The following is a 20,164-nucleotide window of genomic DNA, read 5'->3' as shown; positions in this document are numbered from 1 at the left end:
GTACCAAGGTAAGAGGCGACCAAAGTAATGACTTCATGAAATATTCGGTTCAGCCTTTCATTTATGTCCGCGGTACCACAGTTGGGTTGCCAGTTCGTCATGCCGCTTGCGCTCTTGCGCCCGCTGCGCCGTGGCTGCCGCATCCTGGTGGCGCTCCAGCACCTGGCCCAGCACCTCGCGCTTGACGAAGGCGGCGGTCAGGGCGCGCTGCGACACGGCCATGTCGGCTTCATGCATGTGCAGGTTGAGGCGCTGGCTGTCGGCCATGGCCATCACGCCCTGCTTGTAGTCGCCGCAATTGAGCGCCAGGGCCATCGGCAGCCGGCCGGACGGGCCGCTGCTCTCGTACAGGCTGGTCAGCTTGTCGAGGGTCTTCTGGTAGCGCTCGCGCACGCTTTCCTTGGCGGCCATTTCCGACTGCAGTTTGTCGACTTCGTTGCTGCGCATGTCGACCAGGGTCGACAGGCTGCGAATCGTGGTAGTCGTCATGCCATCAACCTTTCAAGTTGGTCTATGCAATTGGCGTAGGGGGCCGGTTCCTTGGTTCCCTGGCACAGGAATTCTTCGATATGCGGATGCAGGTTGACTGCCTTGTCGGTGACCGGGTCGGCGCCGGGCACGTAGGCGCCCAGCGGGATCAGGTCGCGCACCCTTTCGTGGCGCGCCATCGACGCTTTCAAGGCGCGCGATGCCAGCATGTGCTCGCGCGTGATCACGTGGTTCATGCAGCGGCTGATCGAAGCGGCAATATTGATCGCCGGGTAGTGGCCGCGTTCGGCCAGTTCGCGCGTCAGCACGATGTGGCCGTCCAGGATCGCACGCGCGGTGTCGACCACCGGGTCCTGCTGGTCGTCGCCTTCGGCCAGCACGGTGTAGATCGCACTCATGCTGCCGTAAGGATTCTCGCCATTGCCGGCCGATTCGACCAGCTGGGGCAGGGCGGAAAACACCGATGGCGGATAGCCTTTGGTGGCCGGCGGTTCGCCCAGTGCCAGCGCCACTTCGCGCAGCGCCATCGCATAGCGGGTCAGCGAGTCCACCAGCAGCAGCACGTTCTTGCCCTGGTCGCGGTAATGGGCCGCGATCGAATGGCACAGTTCGGTGGCCATGATGCGCATCAGCGGCGACTCATCGGCCGGCGCGATCACCAGCACGGCCTTCTTCAAGCCTTCCGGTCCCAGCGACATTTCGATGAACTCGCGCACTTCGCGCGAACGTTCGCCGATCAGTCCGACCACAACCACGTCGGCCACGGTCTGGCGCGTGATCAGGCCCAGCAGCACGGACTTGCCAACGCCGGAGCCGGCCATCAGGCCGACGCGCTGGCCCTTGCCCAGCGTCAGCATGGAATTGATGGCGCGTACGCCGACGTCGAGGGCATCGACCACCGGTTGCTTCTTGAGCGGGTTGATGCGCGGCGGCTGGGTGTCGAGCGGGTAATCGCCGCCCAGCTTGCCCAGGCCATCGATGGCTTCGCCGATGCCATTCACCATGCGTCCCAGCCAGCTGTCGCCGATCTGCAGGCTCGACTTTTCGGCCGACGGCAGCACGCGCGCGCCGGTGGTCAAGCCGGCCGCTTTCTTGAACGGCATCAGGAAAGTCAGCTTTTCGCGGAAGCCCACCACTTGCGCGTCGAGCCATTCGCCATCGACTGTCTCGATCTGGCAACGCTGGCCGGTATGCAGCTTGCAACCCGTGGCCTCCAGCAGCAGGCCGGATGCGCCCACCAGCCGCCCGGTCGGGGTGGCCAGCGGTACGTCATCGAGTTCCAGTTTGCGCAGTGCGTCGGCAATCATTCTTCACTCTCGGCGTCGTCACCGCCATCGGCGGCCTGCAACTGATTATCGACCTGTTCCATGACAGCAGCAAGACGCTGATGGCAGCCGGCATCGACTTCGCTGTCGCCGGCACGGATGCGGCATTCGCCCAGGTCGAGGCGGGCGTCGCCGATCAGGTTCCAGCGCTTGGCGCGCTTGGGATCGACTTCCATGATGCGCTTGACTTCTTCCGGGTTGAGGAAGACATCGATCTCGTCGCGCGTCGGCGGCATCGAGGCCAGGGTCTCGTCGACCAGGGCCATGATCTGCACCGGCTGCAGCGCCAGTTCGGCGCGGATCACGTTGCGCGCCACTTTTGCCACCAGGTCCACCACTTCCTTGCGCTGCGCCGCGCGGTAGTCGGTGCGCAGCTTCTTCAGCGATTTCAGCATGCCGTCGACCGGGCGCGCCAGGTGGTCGAAGCCGACCAGGGTTTCCTGGCGGCCTTCTTCACGGCCCAGTTCAACGCCCTGCTGGCGGCCGGCTTCGAAGCCGTCCTCCTGGCCGCGCTGCAAGCCGATTTCATAACCGTCGCGCTGGCCCTGCTCGAAGCCTTCGCTGACCGAAGCCTGCCACTGGGCGGCGTCGGCCATGTGGCCCTGCCCGGTAACGCGCTGGCCGTTGGCGCCGTGCGAATGCACGTACTGCTGCAAGGGCGGGAAGCGGTAGGGGCGGAACTGTTTCATCATTCCACCACCGTCTCGGCGAACAGCTGCACTTCGACTTCGCCGGCATCGGCCAGCGCTTTGACGGTGGCCATGATTTCCTGGCGCGTCGCTTCGATGCGCGACATCGGCACCGGACCGGCGCGCCGCATCATGTCCTCGAAGGCCTGCGCCTGGCGTTTCGGCATGGTCTTCAGCACCGCGTCGCGGATCGCCTGCTCGGCGCCCTTGAGCGCGATGGCCCACTGCTCGAGCGGCACTTCTTCGATGATGCGGGTGAGGGTGACTTCGGTCTGGGTCGACAGGATCAGGAAGTCGTACATCTGCATCTCGATCTGCTGCACCACCTCCGGATCGTGGGCGCGCAGCAGTTCGACGATCTGGGCCCGGTTGCTGGGCAGTCGGTTCAGGATCTCAGCCACCTGGCGCACCCCTTCCACGCTGGTCGACTGCGAGTCGAACGAGGACAGGCAGCGGTTCACCAGCTCATCGAGTTCCAGCAGCAGGTCGCGGTCGATCTCGTCCAGGCGCGCCATGTTCAGCAGCACCAGGTCGCGCCCCTCCAGCGGCAGCGCGTCGAGGATCTGGCCGGCCAGCGCCGGCGGCAGGAAGGCCAGGAACACCGCCTGCATCTGCACGTGCTCGTTGGCGATATAGTCGGCCAGCCATTTGGGCGACGCCCACTGCAGGCGCGCCATCTTCGGCCGCAGCTCGTCGCCGTAAATGCTGTTGAGCACGGTGTTTGCGATATCGCCGCCCAGCGCCAGGTCGAGCGAGCGCTTGAGGAAGGAGCGCGAGGCGCCGTGCACGCCCGATTGCTGGCGGTAATCGTCGAAGAAGGTCTGCATCGCAGTCTTCACTTCTTCCACCTTGATGCCGCTCATGCGCGACATGACCTGGGTCACTTCCAGCAGTTCTTCGCGCGACAGGCAGCGCAGCACGGCGGCAGCCGGTTCTTCGCCGATCGACAGCAGCACGATGGCGGCTTGCTCGACCGGGCTCAAGCCCTGTTCCTGGTCCAGGTTATTGTTGATGTCGGCCATTTTTCTGCATCCATTGTTTGACGACTTCGGCTACGCGCTCCGGCTCTTTCTCCGCCAGTACCTTGAGGTGGTCCACCATCACGTCCACCGGCGAACCGGCCGGCGGCAAATCGTAGTTTTCCAGCAGCGGCACCACCGGCATCTGGCTGCCTTCCAGCGCGCCCGGCTTGGCGGCGGCAGCTGGCGGCGCTTCCGGAGAGCCTAGTGCAGCTGCCGGCGCAGCGGCGCCCGGCACGGCGCCGCCAGTGCCCGGCACCGGCGTTGCTTCGGCCTGGCGTGCGGCAGCGCCTGCCAGCGCCGGCTTGCCTGCCTGGGCCGGCGCGGCGGGCGCAAAGCGCGCGGTCAGCAGGCGCAGCAGCGGACGCGCCAGCAGCAGGTAAGCCAGCAGCAGTGCCACCGCATAACCGAGCCAGTTGGCGGAGTCGACCACCGTATCGCGTTCCTGCCACCACGGCAGCTCGGCCGTCCTGGCCGGGAAATTCATGGCGCTGACCACCAGCTTGTCGCCGCGCTCTTCGTTGATGCCCAGGCCGCTGCGCAGCACCTTGTCGATGTTGGCGATTTCGGGCGCGCTCCAGCCAGTCTTGGGGAACGGGGCTGCAGCTTGCGCCAGCACCACCGCCACGTTCTGCCGCACCAGGCGGCCGCGGGCGCGCCTGGTCTGGGTGATGCTGCGGTCGTAAGCGTACTGGCGCGTGGTGGCGTTCTTGCGCGCCGTGCCTTCCGGGGCCTGGCCCGGCGCCGCAGCGCCGCCTTGGGCCGCCGCGGCATCGGCCGCCTGCTGTTGCGGCGGACGGTTGGACAGGGTGCCCGGCACGCCCATCGCGATGCGGTTGCGGTCCTGCTCCTCGCGCATGGCCTCGCTGGTTACCTTGGGATCGGCGCCATATTTTTCAACGGTTTCTTCGACCTTGTCGTTGTCGACATCGGCCGTCACGCTGACCCGGAAATTGCTGTCGCCGACGATCGGGCCCAGCAGGCCTTTGATGTTGCTGCGGATTTCGTCCTGCTGCCGCTTGGCGTTCTCGTTGCTGGAAGTCGATGCGTCGAACGCTTCGCTCAGGTCGACGTGCGAAGACAGCAGGTTGCCGGACTGGTCCACCAGGCTCACGCGCGCCGGGTTGAGCGAGGCAACGCTGCCGGCCACCATGTTGACGATGGCGGCGATGTGTTCAGGCGCCAGCGTGCGTCCTGCTTTGGTAGCGATAACTACAGAAGCCGACGACTTTTCGCCATCGCTCGCGACGAAGGAGGTCGACTTGGCGATCGACAGGTGCACGCGCGCATGCGCAATCGCATCGAGCGTCATGATCGATTGCGCCAGCTCGCCTTCCAGGCCGCGGCGGAAGCGTACGTCCTGCACGAATTGCGAGACGCCCAGCGGGTCGCTCTTGTCCATCAATTCCAGGCCGGCCGGCAATTGCGCGGTCACGCCCTTGGCCGCAAGCAGCATGCGCACCTGGCCCAGCTTGCCCTCCGGTACCAGCACCTGGCCGGTTTCCGGATGAATGCGGTAGGAAATTTTTTCCGTGTCGAGCACGCTCATCATGTCGGCCGTTGCGACTTTTTCGCGCTGGCCGAAGATGGGCTTGTAGCCGCTCTGGTCCTTCCACAGGACCATCAGCACCAGCGCGGTGACGCCGACGGCCAGCAGCAGCATGGGATACAGGTTCTTCAGGACAGCAGGCGGCATGGTTGGTGCCGCAGCGCCGCGCCAGCGTCCGAGGGCGGACTTGAGGTTAGCAATCACGTCAGGTCTTTCGAGAGGGAAGGCGGAAACAACAGCTTACAGCGGAAGCTTGATCAATTCATCGACCGCACCCATTACCTTGTTGCGCACCTGCATCAGCATCTGGAACGACAGGCTGGCCTCCTGGCTGGCCAGCATGGCGCCCACCAGGTCGTCGCTGCGGCCGGCATCGACATCGGCCATTTTTTGACCGGCATCGAGGTCTTGCGCATTGACGCCGGCAACGGCGTCCTGCATCGTTTGGGCAAAGGAAAAGGTGGCGCCAGGCTGCGCCGCATTGAACTGGGCGGCAGGCGCAATGAGGTTGGCGTGCTGCGCGAGCTCGGCGGCCGCGTTATTCAGGGATGCCAGGTCGGCCTTGATCAGGCCAGCGAATTCATTTGCCATAAATCACCTCAGGTTGGGTGCGCCGAGGCGGCGCACTGTCGTTACCAATACAACAACAAGATTAACTTCCAGTTACTAACCAACAAGCTGGACTAAATGTTAAATGGTGCCGTACGGGAACATGCATAGTAACCCGATTTCGGGATCGTAACAACCGCTTACAAATTGCAAAACATCTTATAAATCATGCACTAAGGATCGTTTTTGCAACCAACTGATGTTACCTTACAATAATTAAGCTTACCGTTTGGAAACTTTTATGTAAAGACTTTTTGACCAACGGGGTACTTGATTCATGGCAATACTGAGGGATTTGAGTTATTCTACGCTTCCAAGATCATCCTGAGCGTATAACTTTGCGATAGGATTGCAGCAGACGGATGGCCAATATGACTACCTCTCAAAGCACAGTGCGATACGAAGTACTTGACCCTTGCTTGCTGGGGCGGCCGGTGCACCGGCTGCCTGAGTTTGCCGCGCAGCTGCGCGAAGACCTGGCCCAGGCCATGCGCCTGAACGTACATCGCCGCTATTGGGGCACATTCCAGGTGGACGATGTTGCCTTCAGCCGCCTTGAAGGCAGCGAAGCGCGCCAGCGCTGGCTCGGTTTTGCCGCGCCTTCCGGACAACTCGCTTTCGCGCTGGAGCGTAAAATCCTGCTCGGGGTATTGAATTACCGTTATGGGCGCGCCACCCGCGCCGATGCCAATGTTGACGAACAGGCAGTTCGAGTTACCGCTACCGAAGAGCGCCTGGCTGTGGTTCTCGGGCAACAACTGGTCAGCATCCTGGCCGCGCGGATTGAAAGTAACCTGCCCGCTGGCGGCCGCGAACTTGGCGAAGAAGAAAGCATCAAAGCCAACAGCGCCACCCAGCCCGGCAAGGGAAGCTGGGTGGTCACCGTTTCGCTGAGCGATGGCGAGCTGCAGGGCAAGGCCTGGTTTGCACTCGACAAGCAGGTCATGGGCAATGTGCTGGGCGGCCTGATGCCCGAGCGCGATGCCGGCAAGAAGGGCAGCAAGAATCCAGGGCCGCTGGCGGCGCGGCTCCAGGTTGGCCTGAGCGGCCGGCTGGTTTCCAAGGAAACCACGCTGGGCGCCATGTTCGACTTGCGTGTGGGCGATGTCATCCCGGTCAGCCTGCACAGGGCAGACGTTATGCTTGAAGAATCCCGCCTGTTTACAGCCGCGGTAACTGAGCACAAGGGCAAACTCTGCTTAACCTCTTTTGAAGATATCGAATGACCATGATGAATAACCCGAACGGTTCCAACGACTCCATGCTGGACGATATGTCGGAAGAAATGATCATCGACCAGGTGGCGCAGGATCTGGGCGACGTGCCGGCACCGCGTGCCGGCCGGCGCGACCTGCCGGCCATGATGCGCAAGATTCCCGTCACGCTGACGCTGGAAGTAGGCTCGGCGCGCCTGTCGCTGCAAGACCTGATGCAGATCGGCCCGGACAGCGTGGTGGAACTTGACATGCTGGCCGGCGAACCGCTGACCATCAAGGTCAACGGCACCGCAATCGGCCGCGCCGAGGTGGTGGTGGCCGGTGAAAATTACGGCTTGAAGGTTATCGATCTGGACGGGTTGAACCTCGACATGATGGCGCCATGACCGTGCGCCGCCTGGTGCCTGGCCTCGCGGCCGGGGCAGTGCTGTTATGTGCCTGCGCGCCCGCGTGGGCGCAGGACTTGCTGGGGGGCGTAGTCCCCGGCGCGAAGACCGAGCTGTCGGTCAAGATGCAGATCCTGGTTATCATGACCCTGCTGGGCTTGCTGCCCATCATGGTGATGATGATGACCAGCTTTACCCGTTTCGTCATCGTGCTGTCGCTGCTGCGCCAGGCCCTGGGCCTGCAGCAAGGCTTGCCCAACCGTATCATCACCGGCGTAGCCCTGATCCTGACCCTGCTGGTCATGAAGCCGATCGGCGACGCCGTGTGGCGCGACGCGTTCCTGCCTTACGACCAGGACAAGATCGGCCTGCAGGATGCGCTGAAGATTGCCGAGAAGCCGATTTCGCGCTTCATGCTGGCCCAGACCAGCAAGGCATCGCTCAAGCAGATCGCCCACCTGGCAGGTGAGGACGCAATTACCGATCCGGCCGGCCATGCTTTCACCGTCAAGCTGGCGGCCTTCGTGCTTTCCGAATTGAAGACCGCATTCCAGATCGGCTGCCTGCTGTTCATTCCCTTCCTGATCATCGACCTGGTGGTATCGTCGGTGCTGATGGCAATGGGTATGATGATGCTGTCGCCGCTGGTGATTTCGCTGCCGTTCAAATTGCTGCTGTTCGTGCTGGTGGACGGCTGGACATTGACTGTCAATACGCTCGTGACGAGCATACAGGCCTTTTAGGTGATGCGATGCTGACGCCCGACGTGGCCGTCGACCTGATCGTCGAGGCCCTGCATATCGTAATGATCATGGTCATGGTGCTGGTGGTGCCAGGGCTGGTGGCGGGCTTGCTGGTGGCGCTGGTGCAGGCCGCGACGCAAATCAACGAGCAGACGCTGAGCTTCCTGCCGCGCCTGCTGGTCACGCTGCTGGCCATTGTCCTGACCGGGCGCTGGATGTCCAGCTACCTGATGGATTATTGCGTCTCGATTTTCCAGCGCGCGGCAACACTGGTCGGGTAGCGAGCCATGGAACAGGTCCTGGCAAACCTGCTGCTGTGGCTGACGGCAATCTGGTGGCCCTTCGTGCGCTGCATGGCCATGCTGAGCGCGGCGCCGGTGCTGGGCGAGATGATGGTGCCGGTCACGGTGCGGCTGCTGGTGTCGCTGGTGCTGGCGGTCATCCTGCTGCCGCTGACCCAGGGCCAGGTGGTGCAGGGCATCGACCCGATTTCGGTGCAGGGCATTGCGGTCACGCTGGAGCAGGCGGTGATCGGCGGCGCGATCGGGCTGGCGTTCCACTTTTCGATGTCGGTAATTGGCGTTCTTGGTTACCTGGTCTCGAGCCAGGTCGGCTTTTCGATGGCGGTGATGAACGACCCGCTGAACGGCACTTCGTCCGACGTGGTGTCGGCGCTGCTGTCCATGTTGGCCATCGTGATCTTCTTTTCGATCGACGGCCACCTGGTGCTGGCGGGCGTGATCGGGCAAAGCTTCAAGGCCTGGCCGCTGGGCGGCGGCTATTCGGCGCTGCTGCTGCAGACGGTGGCCTGGAACGTGGCCTGGATCTTTTCGGCCGCCATGCTGTTAGCGATACCGGTGGTGTTTTCGGCGCTGGTGGTGCAGCTTGGCTTCGGTTTCCTGAATCGCGTGGCGCCGACGCTGAACCTGTTTGCGCTGGGCTTTTCGGTGATTACCATTTTCGGCCTGCTGATGCTGGGCCAGGTGGTGCGTTTCATCCCGCAGCATTACATTCGCATGTCGGCGCGCGTGCTCGACATGATCCAGCAACAGATGGTGCCACATGGCTGACGACAGCGGCGGCGACAAGTCAGAGAAGGCTTCAGCGCAGAAGCTGAAGAAATCCCGCCAGGAAGGCCAGGTGGTGCGTTCGCGCGACCTGGCGACCGCGATCGGCATCCTGGTGTCGCTCAAGCTGTTCGTGTACATGCTGCCGACCTATTTGCTGGACTTTCGCGAGATCTTCCACCAGGCGTTTGCGCCACTGGAAGGCGAGGGCGCTTTGGACAACGTCATGAGCACCGTCTGGCTCAGTTCCGCGCTGCTGCTGGTGAAGATGCTGGTGCCGCTGTTCGTGGTGCCGCTGTCTATCGTGCTGGGCGCCATGGTGCCGGGCGGCTGGGTGATGAGCAGCAAAAACCTCGAGCCCAAGTTCGAGCGCTTCAACCCGGTGACCAACCTGGGGCGCCTGTTCTCGAAGAAGCACGGTTTTGAGCTGCTGGTCTCGATCGGCAAGGCAGCTGTGCTGGGCTGGGTGCTGGTGCACATCGGCACCAGCACCATCAATGAATATACGCGCCTGCAGGGGCTGGGGCTGAGCGAGGCCCTGACTTCCGGCGCCAACCAGATGCTGAACGGGATCATGGCCATGGTGGCCGTGTTCATCATCTTTGCCATCATCGACGTACCGGCCCAGGCCTACTTCTTCAGCGAGCAGCAGAAGATGTCCAAGCAGGAGCTGAAGGAAGAATACAAGACGCAGGAGGGCCGCCCTGAAGTGCGCCAGCGCATCCGCCAGTTGCAGCGCGCCATGGCCGAACGCTCAGCGCGCAAGATCGTGCCGGGCGCCGACGTGGTGATCGTCAACCCGGAGCATTACGCGGTGGCGCTGAAATACGACGACAAGCGCGCCGAGGCGCCGTACGTGCTGGCCAAAGGCGTCGATGAAATGGCGCTATACATCAAGCGCCTGGCGCAGGAGCACGGGGTCGACGTGCTTTCGCTGCCGCCCTTGGCGCGCGCAATTTACAATACCAGCCAGGTCAACCAGCAGATTCCCGTGCAGTTGTACCAGGCTGTTTCCATGGTCCTGCATTATGTGCTGCAGTTGAAGGCGTTCCGTGAGGGGCGCCGTCCATCGCAGCCAAATCCGCTGGAAGCGGGGCAGGTACCGGTTCCAACTTCCATGAGTGAGGCAGCAACGACATGAATTTCCTGAAGGGCTTGTTCGCAGAAGCGGGACGCCACAAATTCGCCACGCCGGTCTTCCTGCTGGCGATCCTGGCGATGATCATCCTGCCATTGCCGCCTATCCTGCTGGATGTCCTGTTCACCTTCAATATCGTGCTGGCGCTGATCGTGATCCTGGTCAGCGTGAACGCCAGGCGGCCGCTGGATTTCTCGGTGTTCCCGACGGTGATCCTGGCCACCACGCTGCTGCGCCTGACGCTGAACGTGGCCTCGACCCGCGTGGTGCTGCTGCACGGCCACGAAGGCACGGACGCTGCCGGTAAGGTGATCGAGGCGTTCGGCCAGGTGGTCATCGGCGGCAACTACGTGGTCGGCATGGTGGTGTTCGTGATCCTGATGATCATCAACTTCGCCGTGGTGACCAAGGGCGCCGAGCGCATCTCGGAAGTATCGGCCCGCTTCACCCTGGACGCCTTGCCGGGCAAGCAGATGGCGATCGACGCCGACCTGAATGCCGGCTTGATCAACCAGGAAAAGGCAATCCAGCGCCGCAGGGAAGTGTCGACCGAGGCGGACTTCTACGGCGCCATGGACGGTGCCGCCAAGTTCGTGCGCGGCGACGCGATCGCGTCGATCCTGATCCTGATCATCAATATCGTCGGCGGCGTCGCCATCGGTACCGTGATGCAGGACATGAGCTTCGGCGACGCGTTCAAGCAGTACGCGCTGCTGACCATCGGTGACGGCCTGGTGGCCCAGATCCCGGCGCTGCTGCTGTCAGCCGCCGCGGCGATCATCGTCACCCGCGTGTCGGAGACCGAAGGTGCCGATTTCGAAGTCCAGGTGGGCCAGCAGCTGCTGGCATCGCCCAACGTGCTGTTCAGCGCAGCGGCGGTGATGGTGATCCTCGGCCTGGTGCCGGGCATGCCGAAGCTGAGTTTCCTTACCTTCGCGGCGGTGCTGGCCTATGTCGGTTGGCGCCTGTACCTGCGGCAGGGCGCGCCGGTGGTCGACAATATCGCCGCCATCGAAGCGGCGCTGCGTGAAGAAAAGGTGCCGGAACTGGAATGGCAATCGCTGCCCGTGGTGCAGCCGCTGCAGGTTTCGCTGGGGTACAAGCTGGTGGGCATGATCGACAAGGCGCATGGCGAAGTACTGACCAAGCGCCTGCGCGGAGTGCGCCAAAGCCTGTCCGAAGCGATGGGCATGGTGCTGCCCCAGGTTAATGTGCGCGATGACCTGGCGCTGAAGCCAACCCAGTACGCGGTGGTACTGGGCGGCTCCACGATCGCGCTGTCCGAAGTGTTTGCCGACCGCCTGATGGCCATTCCCTCGCCCAATGTGTACGGCCAGATCGACGGGATCCCTGGCGTGGAGCCAGCTTACGGCATGCCGGTGACCTGGATCGAAACCAAGGACAAGGCGCATGCGCTGGGCCTGGGTTACCAGGTGGTGGAAGCGCCGAGCGCCATCGCCACCCATGTGTCGAAACTGATTCGCGAATACCTGCCCGAGTTGTTCCGCCATGAAGACGTGGCCGCGCTGATGGATCGCCTGACCGCGCTCTCGCCCAAGCTGGCGGGCTCGCTCGACAAAGCGCTGACCCATACCCAATTGCTGCGCGTATTCCGCGTCTTGCTGCTGGAGTCGGTATCGCTGAAGGATATCGTGCCGATTGCCACGACCTTGCTCGATTCCTCGGAAACTACCAAAGACCCGATCCTCCTGGCAGCTGAAGTGCGTTGCGCCTTGCGGCGCCAGATTGTGTCCGGCTTGTTCGGGCAGAAGACCGAGATGCTGGCGTTTAACCTGGGCGGCGAACTGGAAAACATGCTGCTTGGTTCCCTGAACCAGGCTCGCCAGACCGGCAAGGTGGTGCTGGATAACTACCCGATCGACCCGCATTTGCTGGCGCAGCTGCAGGTGAATATGCCGGTGGCGCGCGAGCAGATGAAGCAGCAGGCCACACCGCCGCTGCTGCTGGTACTGCCGCAGATCCGCCCCCTGCTGGCGCGTTACGCCCGTTTGTTCGCGCCGGGGCTGCATGTGCTGTCGTATAACGAAGTGCCCGAGAATCGCGAAGTGTCGATCATCGGCACAGTCGGCTAAACCCGGCACGGTTTCCGGGCTGCGGATTGCGGTTGTGCGATGTTGCCCGTACCCGGCTTTACCGGTTTTCAAAAACACTGCTAAAATCCCGCCGCCTGCACCGTGCAGGCAAAATAATTACGTCTTCGGGGCGGGGTGCGATTCCCCACCGGCGGTAAGAGCGGCAACGTTCGAGCCCGCGAGCGCCTGCCTGGCAGCAACGGGCAGGGTCAGCAGACCTGGTGAGATTCCAGGGCCGACGGTATAGTCCGGATGAAAGAAGATGTGCGCTGTCGCGCGTATTCCCTGCCAGCCTTGGCGGTAAGGGTAGCCGCGCCTATTCGCTTGCCCTGGAGCGTTTTTCGTTAACTTTTAGCGAGGAGCGTTTCCTATGTTGTCCCCTGAATTTATCCTTCAAAGTACCGACCTCGAAGCCCGCATGCACGCGGCGCTGGACGCCATGCGCGCCGGTGTTCCCGTTATCCTGCTGGATGATTTCGACCGTGAGAACGAGGCCGACCTGATCGTCGCCACCGACCGCCTGACAGTTGAAACCATGGCCCTGATGATCCGCGAATGCAGCGGCATCGTGTGCCTGTGCCTCACCGCGGAAAAGGTGCGCGAACTCGAATTGCCGCCGATGGCCGCGGAAAATGGCAGCAAGTACGGCACGCCGTTCACGGTATCGATCGAAGCGCGGCATGGTGTCACAACCGGTGTATCGGCCGCAGACCGCGTCACGACGATCCGCGCCGCAGCCGCGCATGGCGCAAGTCCGGAAGACGTGGTGCGTCCCGGCCACGTCTTCCCGCTGCGCGCCACGCCTGGCGGCGTATTGATGCGAGCCGGCCACACGGAAGGCTCGGTCGACCTGGCAAGGATGGCAGGCCTGTCCCCGTCCGCCGTGCTGTGCGAGCTGATGAACCCCGACGGCACCATGATGCGCGGCGAAGCGATTGAACGATTTGCCCAGCTGCACAGCATGCCGATCCTGACGATTGCCGAGCTGATCGAATGGCGCAAGCGTGGCTAAAATTCGGTGCCAGGTCTGTCATTCGGACACGCTGCCTGCACCTTTGATCTAAATCAAAACACCCGCTCCGACGCAATCGGCCAGCGGGTGTTTTCTTTTGAGGTGGAAAGTACTGATAAATGTCAAAGGTGTGTCGTGCGTGTCCAAATGACAGACCTGGCACCGACTTTTCGGCACGCATTGCGTGCGGGTTGGCGCGGTTTGCTAGTGACCTGGGTGCAGGGTAGCGATAAGCTCTCCCTATCGCTGACTATTTAGGAACCAAACATGAGCAAGTTGGAAGTTGATAAAACCAGGCCCGTCCTGGTCACCGGTGCCACCGGTTATGTCGCAGGCTGGATCGTGAAGCGGCTGCTGGAGGAGGGCGTTACCGTCCACGCGGCGGTGCGAAATCCCGATGACCGCAGCAAAATCCGGCACCTGGATGAACTGGCTGAGAAGCTGCCGGGCACCATTCGCTATTTCAAGGCTGACCTGCTCGATAATGGTTCGTTCGACGACGCCATGGCCGGCTGCGGCATCGTCTTCCACACCGCGTCGCCATTCACCCTGAACATCCGCGATCCGCAAAAAGAGCTGGTCGATCCGGCCCTGCTTGGAACCCGTAACGTCCTCGAAACGGCGAACCGCACCGATTCCGTAAAGCGCGTGGTGCTGACCAGCAGCTGCGCTGCCATCTACGGCGACAATGCCGATATCAATACGACCCCGGATGGCGTGTTTACCGAGGAGGTGTGGAACAGCAGCTCGTCCCTCGGTCATGCGCCGTATTCCTACTCAAAAGCAGTTGCCGAACGCGAGGCGTGGGAAATCGCCAGGCGCCAGTCGGCGTGGCAACTGGTGGTGGTCAATCCAAGCCTGGTGATCGGCCCTGGCGTGAACCCGCACGGCACTTCGGAGAGTTTCAACATCGTGCGCCAGATGGGGGATGGACGCATGAAATCCGGCGTCCCCGACCTGGGCCTTGGCGCGGTGGATGTGCGCGACCTGGCGGACGCACATTTGCGCGCCGCCTACCTGCCGCAGGCGAAGGGCCGCCATATCATCTCCGGCCATAACACTTCGCTGCTGGGCATCGCCAAAGCGCTCCTGCCCAATTTTGCTGCCTACCCTGTGCCGCGCCGTACACTGCCGAAGTGGCTGGTATGGCTGGTCGCGCCGATCGTGGATAGATCCACCACGCGCAAGTTTGTGTCGCGCAATGTGGGCTTTTCGTGGTTTGCGGACAGCAGCAAGAGTGCGCGCGAACTGGGCATGGTGTATCGTCCACTGGAGTCGTCGATCCGCGATATGTTCCAGCAGATGATCGACAATGGCCTGATTCCTAAACCTTAAAGCATGAGACATCCCTCGCATTTCGCCATCCAGCCCGGCTGGAAGCTTCTGCTTGCAGACATGGGCATCGATCCGGCGCGGGTATTGCGCCTTGCGGGCCTTCCTGCGGACTTGTTCGCACGCCAGGATGCTTCGATTTCGCCGGCGCAGTTCTTCCAGCTATGGCAGGTGATCGAGGATACGGCAGGTGACGATATGGTGCTGCCGCTCCGGATAGGGCAGGCAATCTCGGTGGAAGCGTTCGATCCGCCGATCTTCGCCAGCCTGTGCAGCCCTAACCTGAATATCGCCTTTCAGCGCTTGTCTGTCTTCAAGAAGCTGTTTGGACCACTGGCCTTGCTGGTCGAAATCACGGACTGCGGCACCTCGGCGACGCTGGAGTGCTATGCGGACGCGGGGCCGATCCCGCGCAGTATGGCGGCTGCGGAGACAGTCTTCCTGACCCAGTTGGTACGCCTTGCGACGCGCCATCGCGTGGTGCCGATCGCAGTGTCGATGCCGGAGCTGCCGGATCGTATCGAGGATTACAGGGAGTATTTCGGTGTCATGCCGGGAGCCGGCAATGGGGTCACGGTCACGTTCTCCAGGGAGGATGCAGCGCGCCATTTCCTCACCGCGAACGAGGCGATGTGGACGTTCTTCGAAGCCGGCTTGCGCGAGCGCCTGGGTAGCTTGAATGCATCGGCGACGATGAGCGAACGGGTCAAGGCCGTGCTGCTGGAAGGGCTGCCGGCCGGCCAGTACACGGTGGACGATGTGGCGAAGAATCTCGCCCTGAGCAAGCGCAGTCTGCAGCGGCAGCTGAGCGAGGAGTCGGCTACATTCAAGGGCATCCTGAACGCGACGCGCAGGCAGCTTGCCGTGCACTATCTGCGGAAGCCGGGCATTGCACAGGGGGAGATCGCGTTCCTGCTCGGCTTCCAGGATGTCAATTCATTCATCCGTGCCTTCAAGGATTGGCAGGGTGTGACGCCCGGTGCATTTCGGCTGGAATCTTCGCTGGACTATGCAGCCATGTAATGAGTACTGTCGCTGCGATGGCGCCGAGCATTTGGGCGGCGACGTAACCGGTTACGTCTTCCAGCCGAATACCTGCCACCGTACCGGTCGCGGTCCGCGCCAGAGTGAGCGCGGGATTGGCGAACGCGCCCGATGCGGTGAACCAGTACGCTGAGACGATGTAGGCGGCGACGGCAAACGGCGTGATCGCCGGCCGGCTGCGCGCGCAGCCGCTGATGACGAGAATCAGGCCGAAGGTGGCGACGAACTCGCTCCACCACTGCGCCGCACCGGTCCTGGCGTGGACAGCTGCGGCGAAGACCGGCTCGCCAAACATTGCGTGGGCGGCCGCGACGCCGGCGAAGGCGCCGCAGACCTGTGCCGCTGCATAGGGCAGCGTATCGCTCCACCTCATGCCGCCTTGCCAGGCTTCGGACAACGTAACAGCGGGGTTGAAATGGGCGCCGGAAACGGTGCTGAACGCAAGGATCAGCGCCAACAGGCCGCTGGCGCTTGCGACCGAATTGGCGAAGAGGGCGATGGCGGCGTTGCCGCCGGCCAGCCGGTCGGCCGCGGTGGCGGACCCCACCACCACGGCCAGCAGCAGCGCCGTGCCCAGTGCCTCGGCGGCAAGGCGTCTTGCGAGCGTCATGCCTATGCCTGCGCGCGAACAGCGTCCACCGCGTCGAGGATTGCTTCACCGGTCGCAGGAGCCCGCAGCGGCGGGTTGATGCGATAGTTGCCGACCGAGGCGACGGCGTCGCGAATGGCCAGGAACACGGAGAACGGCAGCAGCAGCGGCGGTTCGCCGACCGCTTTGGAGCGGTGGATGCTGTCGAACGGGTTGCGGTTCCTGAACAGGCGCACATTGAAGTCTTCAGGGCAGTCGGACACGCCGGGAATCTTGTAAGTCGACGGCGCATGCGTCATCAGCTTGCCCTGCTGGTTCCACCATAGCTCTTCGGTCGTCAGCCAGCCCATGCCCTGCATGAAGGCGCCTTCCACCTGGCCGACGTCGATGGCGGGGTTGAGGGAATTGCCGGCGTCGTACAGGCAGTCTGCCTTCAGCAGCTTCCATTCGCCGGTCAGCGTGTCGACGATTACTTCCGATACCGAGGCGCCGTAGGCGTAATAGCCGAACGGATTGCCGCTCATGGTTTCGCGGTCCCAGCTCAGGCCCGGCGTGGCGTAGAAACCGTCGGACCATAACTGCACGCGCGCCAGGTAGGCTTTTTGCACCAGGTCGGCGAACGGAATGACGGTTTCGCCGGCGAATACGGTGCCGTTGGCCAGGATGACTTCTTCGGCTGTCACGCCAAATGATTTCGCGGCGAATTCCACCAGGCGCCTGCGCAGCGTGTGGGCGGCGTCCTGCGCTGCCTTGCCGTTCAAATCGGCGCCGGTGGAGGCGGCGGTGGCGGAGGTGTTGGCGACCTTGCTGGTGTCGGTGGCGGAGGCGCGCACGCTGGACAGCGGAATGCCCAGTTCATGCGCCACCACCAGGCACACCTTGGTATTGATGCCCTGGCCCATTTCAGTGCCGCCGTGGTTCACCAGTACCGAGCCGTCGACGTAGATGTGCACCAGCGCGCCGGCCTGGTTGAAGTGGGTGACGTTGAAGGCGATGCCGAATTTCACCGGCGTCAGGGCCAGGCCTTTCTTCAGTACCGGGTTGCTCGCGTTGAATTTGTGTACAGCCTCACGGCGGGAGCGGTATTTGGTGTCGCTTTCCAGCTGCGCCACCAGCTCGTGGATCACGTTGTCGACCACCTTCTGGCCGTATTGCGTGACGTTGCGGCCTTCTTCGTCGTTGCGGCCGTAGAAGTTCAGCTTGCGGACGTCCAGTGCGTCCTTGCCGAGGTTGCGGGCGATCTCGTCGATGATGTACTCGATCGCGATGGCGCCTTGCGGGCCGCCGAAGCCGCGGAACGCGGTGTTGGACTGGGTGTTGGTCTTGCCGGCCATGGCGCGGATATCCACATCCGACAGGTAGTAGGTGTTGTCGAAGTGGCAGATGGCGCGCGTTGCCACCGGCGCGGACAGGTCGGCAGAGAAGCCGGCGCGGGTCACCATCTGCACTTTGGCAGCGGTGATCAGGCCCTGGTGGTCGTAGCCGATCTCGTACTCGTAATAGAAGCAGTGGCGCTTGCCGGTGACCATCATGTCGTCGTCGCGGTCGGCGCGCAGCTTCACGGGGCGCTTCAGGCGCGCGGCGCTGACGGCGGCGCAGGCGGCCCACAGCGCGGACTGCGATTCCTTGCCGCCGAAGCCGCCACCCATGCGCCGGCATTCCACCACCACGGCGTGCGAAGGGTAGTTCAGGGCGTGCGATACCACGTGCTGCATTTCGGTCGGGTGCTGGGTGGAGCAATAGACATGCATGCCCTTGCCTTCCTTCGGGACGGCGTACGAGATCTGGCCTTCCAGGTAGAACTGCTCCTGGCCGCCTACGTGCAGCTTGCCTTCCAGGATGTTCGGGGAGCGCTCGAAAGCCGCTTGCGCGTCGCCGCGCGTCAGGCGCATTGGGGGAACCACGAACGATTCGGCATCGCGCGCCGCTTCCGGCGTCAGGATGGCTGGCAGCTCTTCATACTGGATGTCGGCCTTGCGCGCGGCGCGGCGCGCGTTGTCGTGCGTGTCTGCGACCACGATGAAGACTGGCTGGCCGACGTACTCCACTTTCTGTTCGGCGAGGATAGGGTCGTCGTGGATGATCGGGCCGCAGTCATTGGTGCCGGGGATGTCCTTGCAGGTGTACACGGCCACCACGCCCGGCATGGCCTTCACCGGCTCCAGGTTGAGCGACACGATGCGGGCATGCGCTTTCGTGGACAGGCCCAGTGCGGCGTGCAGCGTACCTTGCGCTTCGGGGATGTCGTCAGTGTAGACGGCTTCACCCAGGACGTGCAGGATAGCCGATTCATGCGGGTGGCTCTGGCCCACTTCAGACCAGCCTTTGGCGGCGCCGAGCGTCATGAACTGTTCGGACTTGCTGTTCATGCAGCGGCTCCTTCCTTGAATGCGTAAGCGTTGACGTAAGTGCCAGGTATTGCGTCTTCGGGACGAGTCTCCATCCAGAAGCGGCGCAGCAGGTTCTGCGCAGTGCGCATGCGGTAATTGGCGGAGGCGCGCATATCGGTCAGCGGGGTGTAATCTTTTGCCAGCGCTTCCATGCCGGCACGCAGCGTGGCCTCGTTCCATGGCTGGCCGTTGATGGCAGCTTCGGCCAGCGGTGCGCGGCGCGAGGTCGCGGCCATGCCGCCGTAAGCGATGTGGGCGTTGCGGACAACGCCGCTATCGACTTCGAGCGAGAAGGCGGCACAGACTGCAGAAATATCCTGGTCGTAGCGCTTGGCCAGTTTGTAGGTGCGGAATTGCTGGCCGGCTTTCGGCGCCGGGATGCGCACGGCTTCCACGAATTCGCCCGGTTGCCAATCCTTCTTCATGTAATCGAGGTAGAAGTCCTGCAGCAACAGGACGCGCTGGCCTTTGTCGGAGCGCAGTACGATTTCGGCGCCGAGCACAATCATCCATGGTGCGGAGTCGCCGATCGGCGAGCCGTTGGCGACGCTGCCGCCCAAGGTGCCGGTGCTGCGGATCGGCTGCGAGGCGAAGCGCTGCCACAGTTCGTGCAGCGAATCGTTCGGATACAGTTCCAGCACGGCTTGGTAGGCATCGTCCAGCGATACGGCGGCGCCGATTTCCAGCTTGCCGTCGACGGTAGCGATGCGGTGCAGTTCATGCAACTGGCGGGTGTAGATCACGTCGCCCAGGTTGCGCATCTGCTTGGTGACCCACAGGCCGACGTCGGTCGAGCCGGCGAGGATGGTGGCGGCCGGCTTGGCGGCCCGCAGGGCTGCCATCTCGGCCAGGGTGCGCGGTGCGTGGAAAGTCTGGCCGTCGTGGGTGTAGCTGAACATGGTGTCTCGTTGCAGTCCTTGCAGGACTGCCTTCAATGCTGCGCGGTCGAAGCCGACCGCCGGCAGCTCGCCCATGCGGGCGGCTGCATCAATAATCGGGCGGTAACCGGTACAGCGGCACAGGTTGCCGGATAATGTCTCATCGATCGTTTTGCGGCATGGCGGCGCGCTCTGCCCCTCCTGCTTCAGGTACAGGCTCCACAGCGACATGGCGAAGCCGGGGGTGCAGAAACCGCATTGGGAACCATGGCATTCCACCAGGGCTTCCTGCACCGGATGCAGGCTGCCGTCCGGCTGTTTCAGGTCTTCCACCGTGAACACTGCCTTGCCGTCCAGCGTCGGCAGGAACTGGATGCACGAATTCACGTTGCGCATTTCCAGTTCGCCGTCCACCAGCGAGCCGATCACCACGGTGCAGGCGCCGCAGTCGCCTTCGGCGCAGCCCTCCTTGGTGCCGGTGCAGTGCAGGTCTTCCCGCAGGTGTTGCAGCACCGTGCGGGTCGGGGCGGCGGAATCGACTTCCTGCACGCGCCCCTGGTAGAAGAAACGAATCGGTTGGGACATCTTTGCTACT

Annotated in this window: 19 protein-coding genes and 1 riboswitch; of the genes, 10 read left to right on the top strand and 9 right to left on the bottom strand. The window is 63.0% G+C overall.

The features are described 5' to 3' along the window. Positions 1-57 precede the first annotated feature (57 nt). The 6 genes from fliJ to ASD07_RS02335 are packed head-to-tail and all read right to left on the bottom strand — an operon-like array spanning position 58 to position 5,662. Positions 58-489 carry a flagellar export protein FliJ gene (fliJ, locus tag ASD07_RS02360; protein ID WP_055924575.1) on the bottom strand — a complete coding sequence of 144 codons (432 nt, stop codon included), beginning with the start codon at positions 487-489 and terminating at the stop codon, positions 58-60. Continuing rightward, a complete protein-coding gene (gene fliI, locus ASD07_RS02355) occupies positions 486-1,796 on the bottom strand; it encodes a flagellar protein export ATPase FliI (protein WP_055924572.1) in 1,311 nt (436 codons plus the stop codon). The genes fliJ and fliI overlap by 4 nt, the downstream gene beginning before the upstream one ends. Next, on the bottom strand, positions 1,793-2,503 hold the full coding sequence (gene fliH, locus ASD07_RS02350) for a flagellar assembly protein FliH (RefSeq protein ID WP_055924569.1): 711 nt from the start codon (positions 2,501-2,503) through the stop codon (positions 1,793-1,795). The genes fliI and fliH overlap by 4 nt, the downstream gene beginning before the upstream one ends. Beyond that, positions 2,503-3,525, bottom strand: coding sequence for a flagellar motor switch protein FliG (locus ASD07_RS02345; protein WP_055924567.1), 1,023 nt, complete (start codon positions 3,523-3,525; stop codon positions 2,503-2,505). Before ASD07_RS02345 ends, fliH begins: the two co-directional genes overlap by 1 nt. Then, on the bottom strand, positions 3,506-5,275 hold the full coding sequence (fliF, locus tag ASD07_RS02340) for a flagellar basal-body MS-ring/collar protein FliF (protein ID WP_055924564.1): 1,770 nt from the start codon (positions 5,273-5,275) through the stop codon (positions 3,506-3,508). Before fliF ends, ASD07_RS02345 begins: the two co-directional genes overlap by 20 nt. Before the next feature lie 36 nt (positions 5,276-5,311). Further along, positions 5,312-5,662, bottom strand: a complete 351-nt coding sequence (locus ASD07_RS02335) for a flagellar hook-basal body complex protein FliE (protein ID WP_055924561.1) — start codon at positions 5,660-5,662, stop codon at positions 5,312-5,314. 389 nt (positions 5,663-6,051) lie between these two features. On the opposite strand from ASD07_RS02335, the gene ASD07_RS02330 reads away from it, so the two are divergent. From ASD07_RS02330 to ASD07_RS02285, 10 genes are all read left to right on the top strand, one after another. Beyond that, a complete protein-coding gene (locus ASD07_RS02330; protein ID WP_229207026.1) occupies positions 6,052-6,906 on the top strand; it encodes a hypothetical protein in 855 nt (284 codons plus the stop codon). 2 nt (positions 6,907-6,908) lie between these two features. Beyond that, complete coding sequence (locus ASD07_RS02325) at positions 6,909-7,283, top strand: FliM/FliN family flagellar motor switch protein (protein WP_055925283.1); 375 nt, start codon at positions 6,909-6,911, stop codon at positions 7,281-7,283. Continuing rightward, positions 7,280-8,026 carry a flagellar type III secretion system pore protein FliP gene (fliP, locus tag ASD07_RS02320; RefSeq protein WP_055924558.1) on the top strand — a complete coding sequence of 249 codons (747 nt, stop codon included), beginning with the start codon at positions 7,280-7,282 and terminating at the stop codon, positions 8,024-8,026. The genes ASD07_RS02325 and fliP overlap by 4 nt, the downstream gene beginning before the upstream one ends. An 8-nt stretch (positions 8,027-8,034) precedes the next feature. Beyond that, the gene (gene fliQ / locus ASD07_RS02315) at positions 8,035-8,307 is read left to right on the top strand and encodes a flagellar biosynthesis protein FliQ (protein WP_055924555.1); all 273 of its coding nucleotides are present in this window, start codon (positions 8,035-8,037) and stop codon (positions 8,305-8,307) included. A gap of 6 nt (positions 8,308-8,313) precedes the next feature. Further along, positions 8,314-9,096 carry a flagellar biosynthetic protein FliR gene (locus tag ASD07_RS02310; protein WP_055924553.1) on the top strand — a complete coding sequence of 261 codons (783 nt, stop codon included), beginning with the start codon at positions 8,314-8,316 and terminating at the stop codon, positions 9,094-9,096. Continuing rightward, positions 9,089-10,234 (top strand): flagellar type III secretion system protein FlhB, encoded by a 1,146-nt coding sequence (gene flhB, locus ASD07_RS02305; RefSeq protein ID WP_055924550.1) that lies wholly within the window; start codon positions 9,089-9,091, stop codon positions 10,232-10,234. Before ASD07_RS02310 ends, flhB begins: the two co-directional genes overlap by 8 nt. Beyond that, a complete protein-coding gene (locus ASD07_RS02300) occupies positions 10,231-12,324 on the top strand; it encodes a flagellar biosynthesis protein FlhA (RefSeq protein WP_055924547.1) in 2,094 nt (697 codons plus the stop codon). The genes flhB and ASD07_RS02300 overlap by 4 nt, the downstream gene beginning before the upstream one ends. A gap of 117 nt (positions 12,325-12,441) precedes the next feature. Continuing rightward, a riboswitch (FMN riboswitch) is annotated at positions 12,442-12,592 on the top strand. A gap of 102 nt (positions 12,593-12,694) precedes the next feature. After that, entirely contained in the window at positions 12,695-13,336 is a 642-nt protein-coding gene (gene ribB, locus ASD07_RS02295) for a 3,4-dihydroxy-2-butanone-4-phosphate synthase (RefSeq protein WP_055924544.1), read from the top strand. A 267-nt stretch (positions 13,337-13,603) separates the two neighbouring features. Next, complete coding sequence (locus ASD07_RS02290) at positions 13,604-14,671, top strand: NAD-dependent epimerase/dehydratase family protein (RefSeq protein ID WP_055924541.1); 1,068 nt, start codon at positions 13,604-13,606, stop codon at positions 14,669-14,671. Positions 14,672-14,674: 3 nt separating this feature from the next. After that, on the top strand, positions 14,675-15,691 hold the full coding sequence (locus ASD07_RS02285) for an AraC family transcriptional regulator (RefSeq protein ID WP_055924538.1): 1,017 nt from the start codon (positions 14,675-14,677) through the stop codon (positions 15,689-15,691). Here ASD07_RS02285 and ASD07_RS02280 read toward each other — a convergent pair. The 3 genes from ASD07_RS02280 to xdhA are packed head-to-tail and all read right to left on the bottom strand — an operon-like array spanning position 15,621 to position 20,154. Further along, on the bottom strand, positions 15,621-16,322 hold the full coding sequence (locus ASD07_RS02280; RefSeq protein WP_055924535.1) for an aquaporin: 702 nt from the start codon (positions 16,320-16,322) through the stop codon (positions 15,621-15,623). The genes ASD07_RS02285 and ASD07_RS02280 overlap by 71 nt on opposite strands. Before the next feature lie 2 nt (positions 16,323-16,324). Beyond that, entirely contained in the window at positions 16,325-18,670 is a 2,346-nt protein-coding gene (xdhB, locus tag ASD07_RS02275; protein ID WP_055924533.1) for a xanthine dehydrogenase molybdopterin binding subunit, read from the bottom strand. Then, complete coding sequence (gene xdhA / locus ASD07_RS02270; RefSeq protein ID WP_055924529.1) at positions 18,667-20,154, bottom strand: xanthine dehydrogenase small subunit; 1,488 nt, start codon at positions 20,152-20,154, stop codon at positions 18,667-18,669. Before xdhA ends, xdhB begins: the two co-directional genes overlap by 4 nt. Positions 20,155-20,164: the final 10 nt, after the last annotated feature.

It is taken from the genome of Duganella sp. Root336D2, from assembly GCF_001425005.1.
Classification (GTDB): domain Bacteria; phylum Pseudomonadota; class Gammaproteobacteria; order Burkholderiales; family Burkholderiaceae_D; genus Rugamonas.
This window is presented reverse-complemented; position numbering and strand designations above follow the sequence as displayed.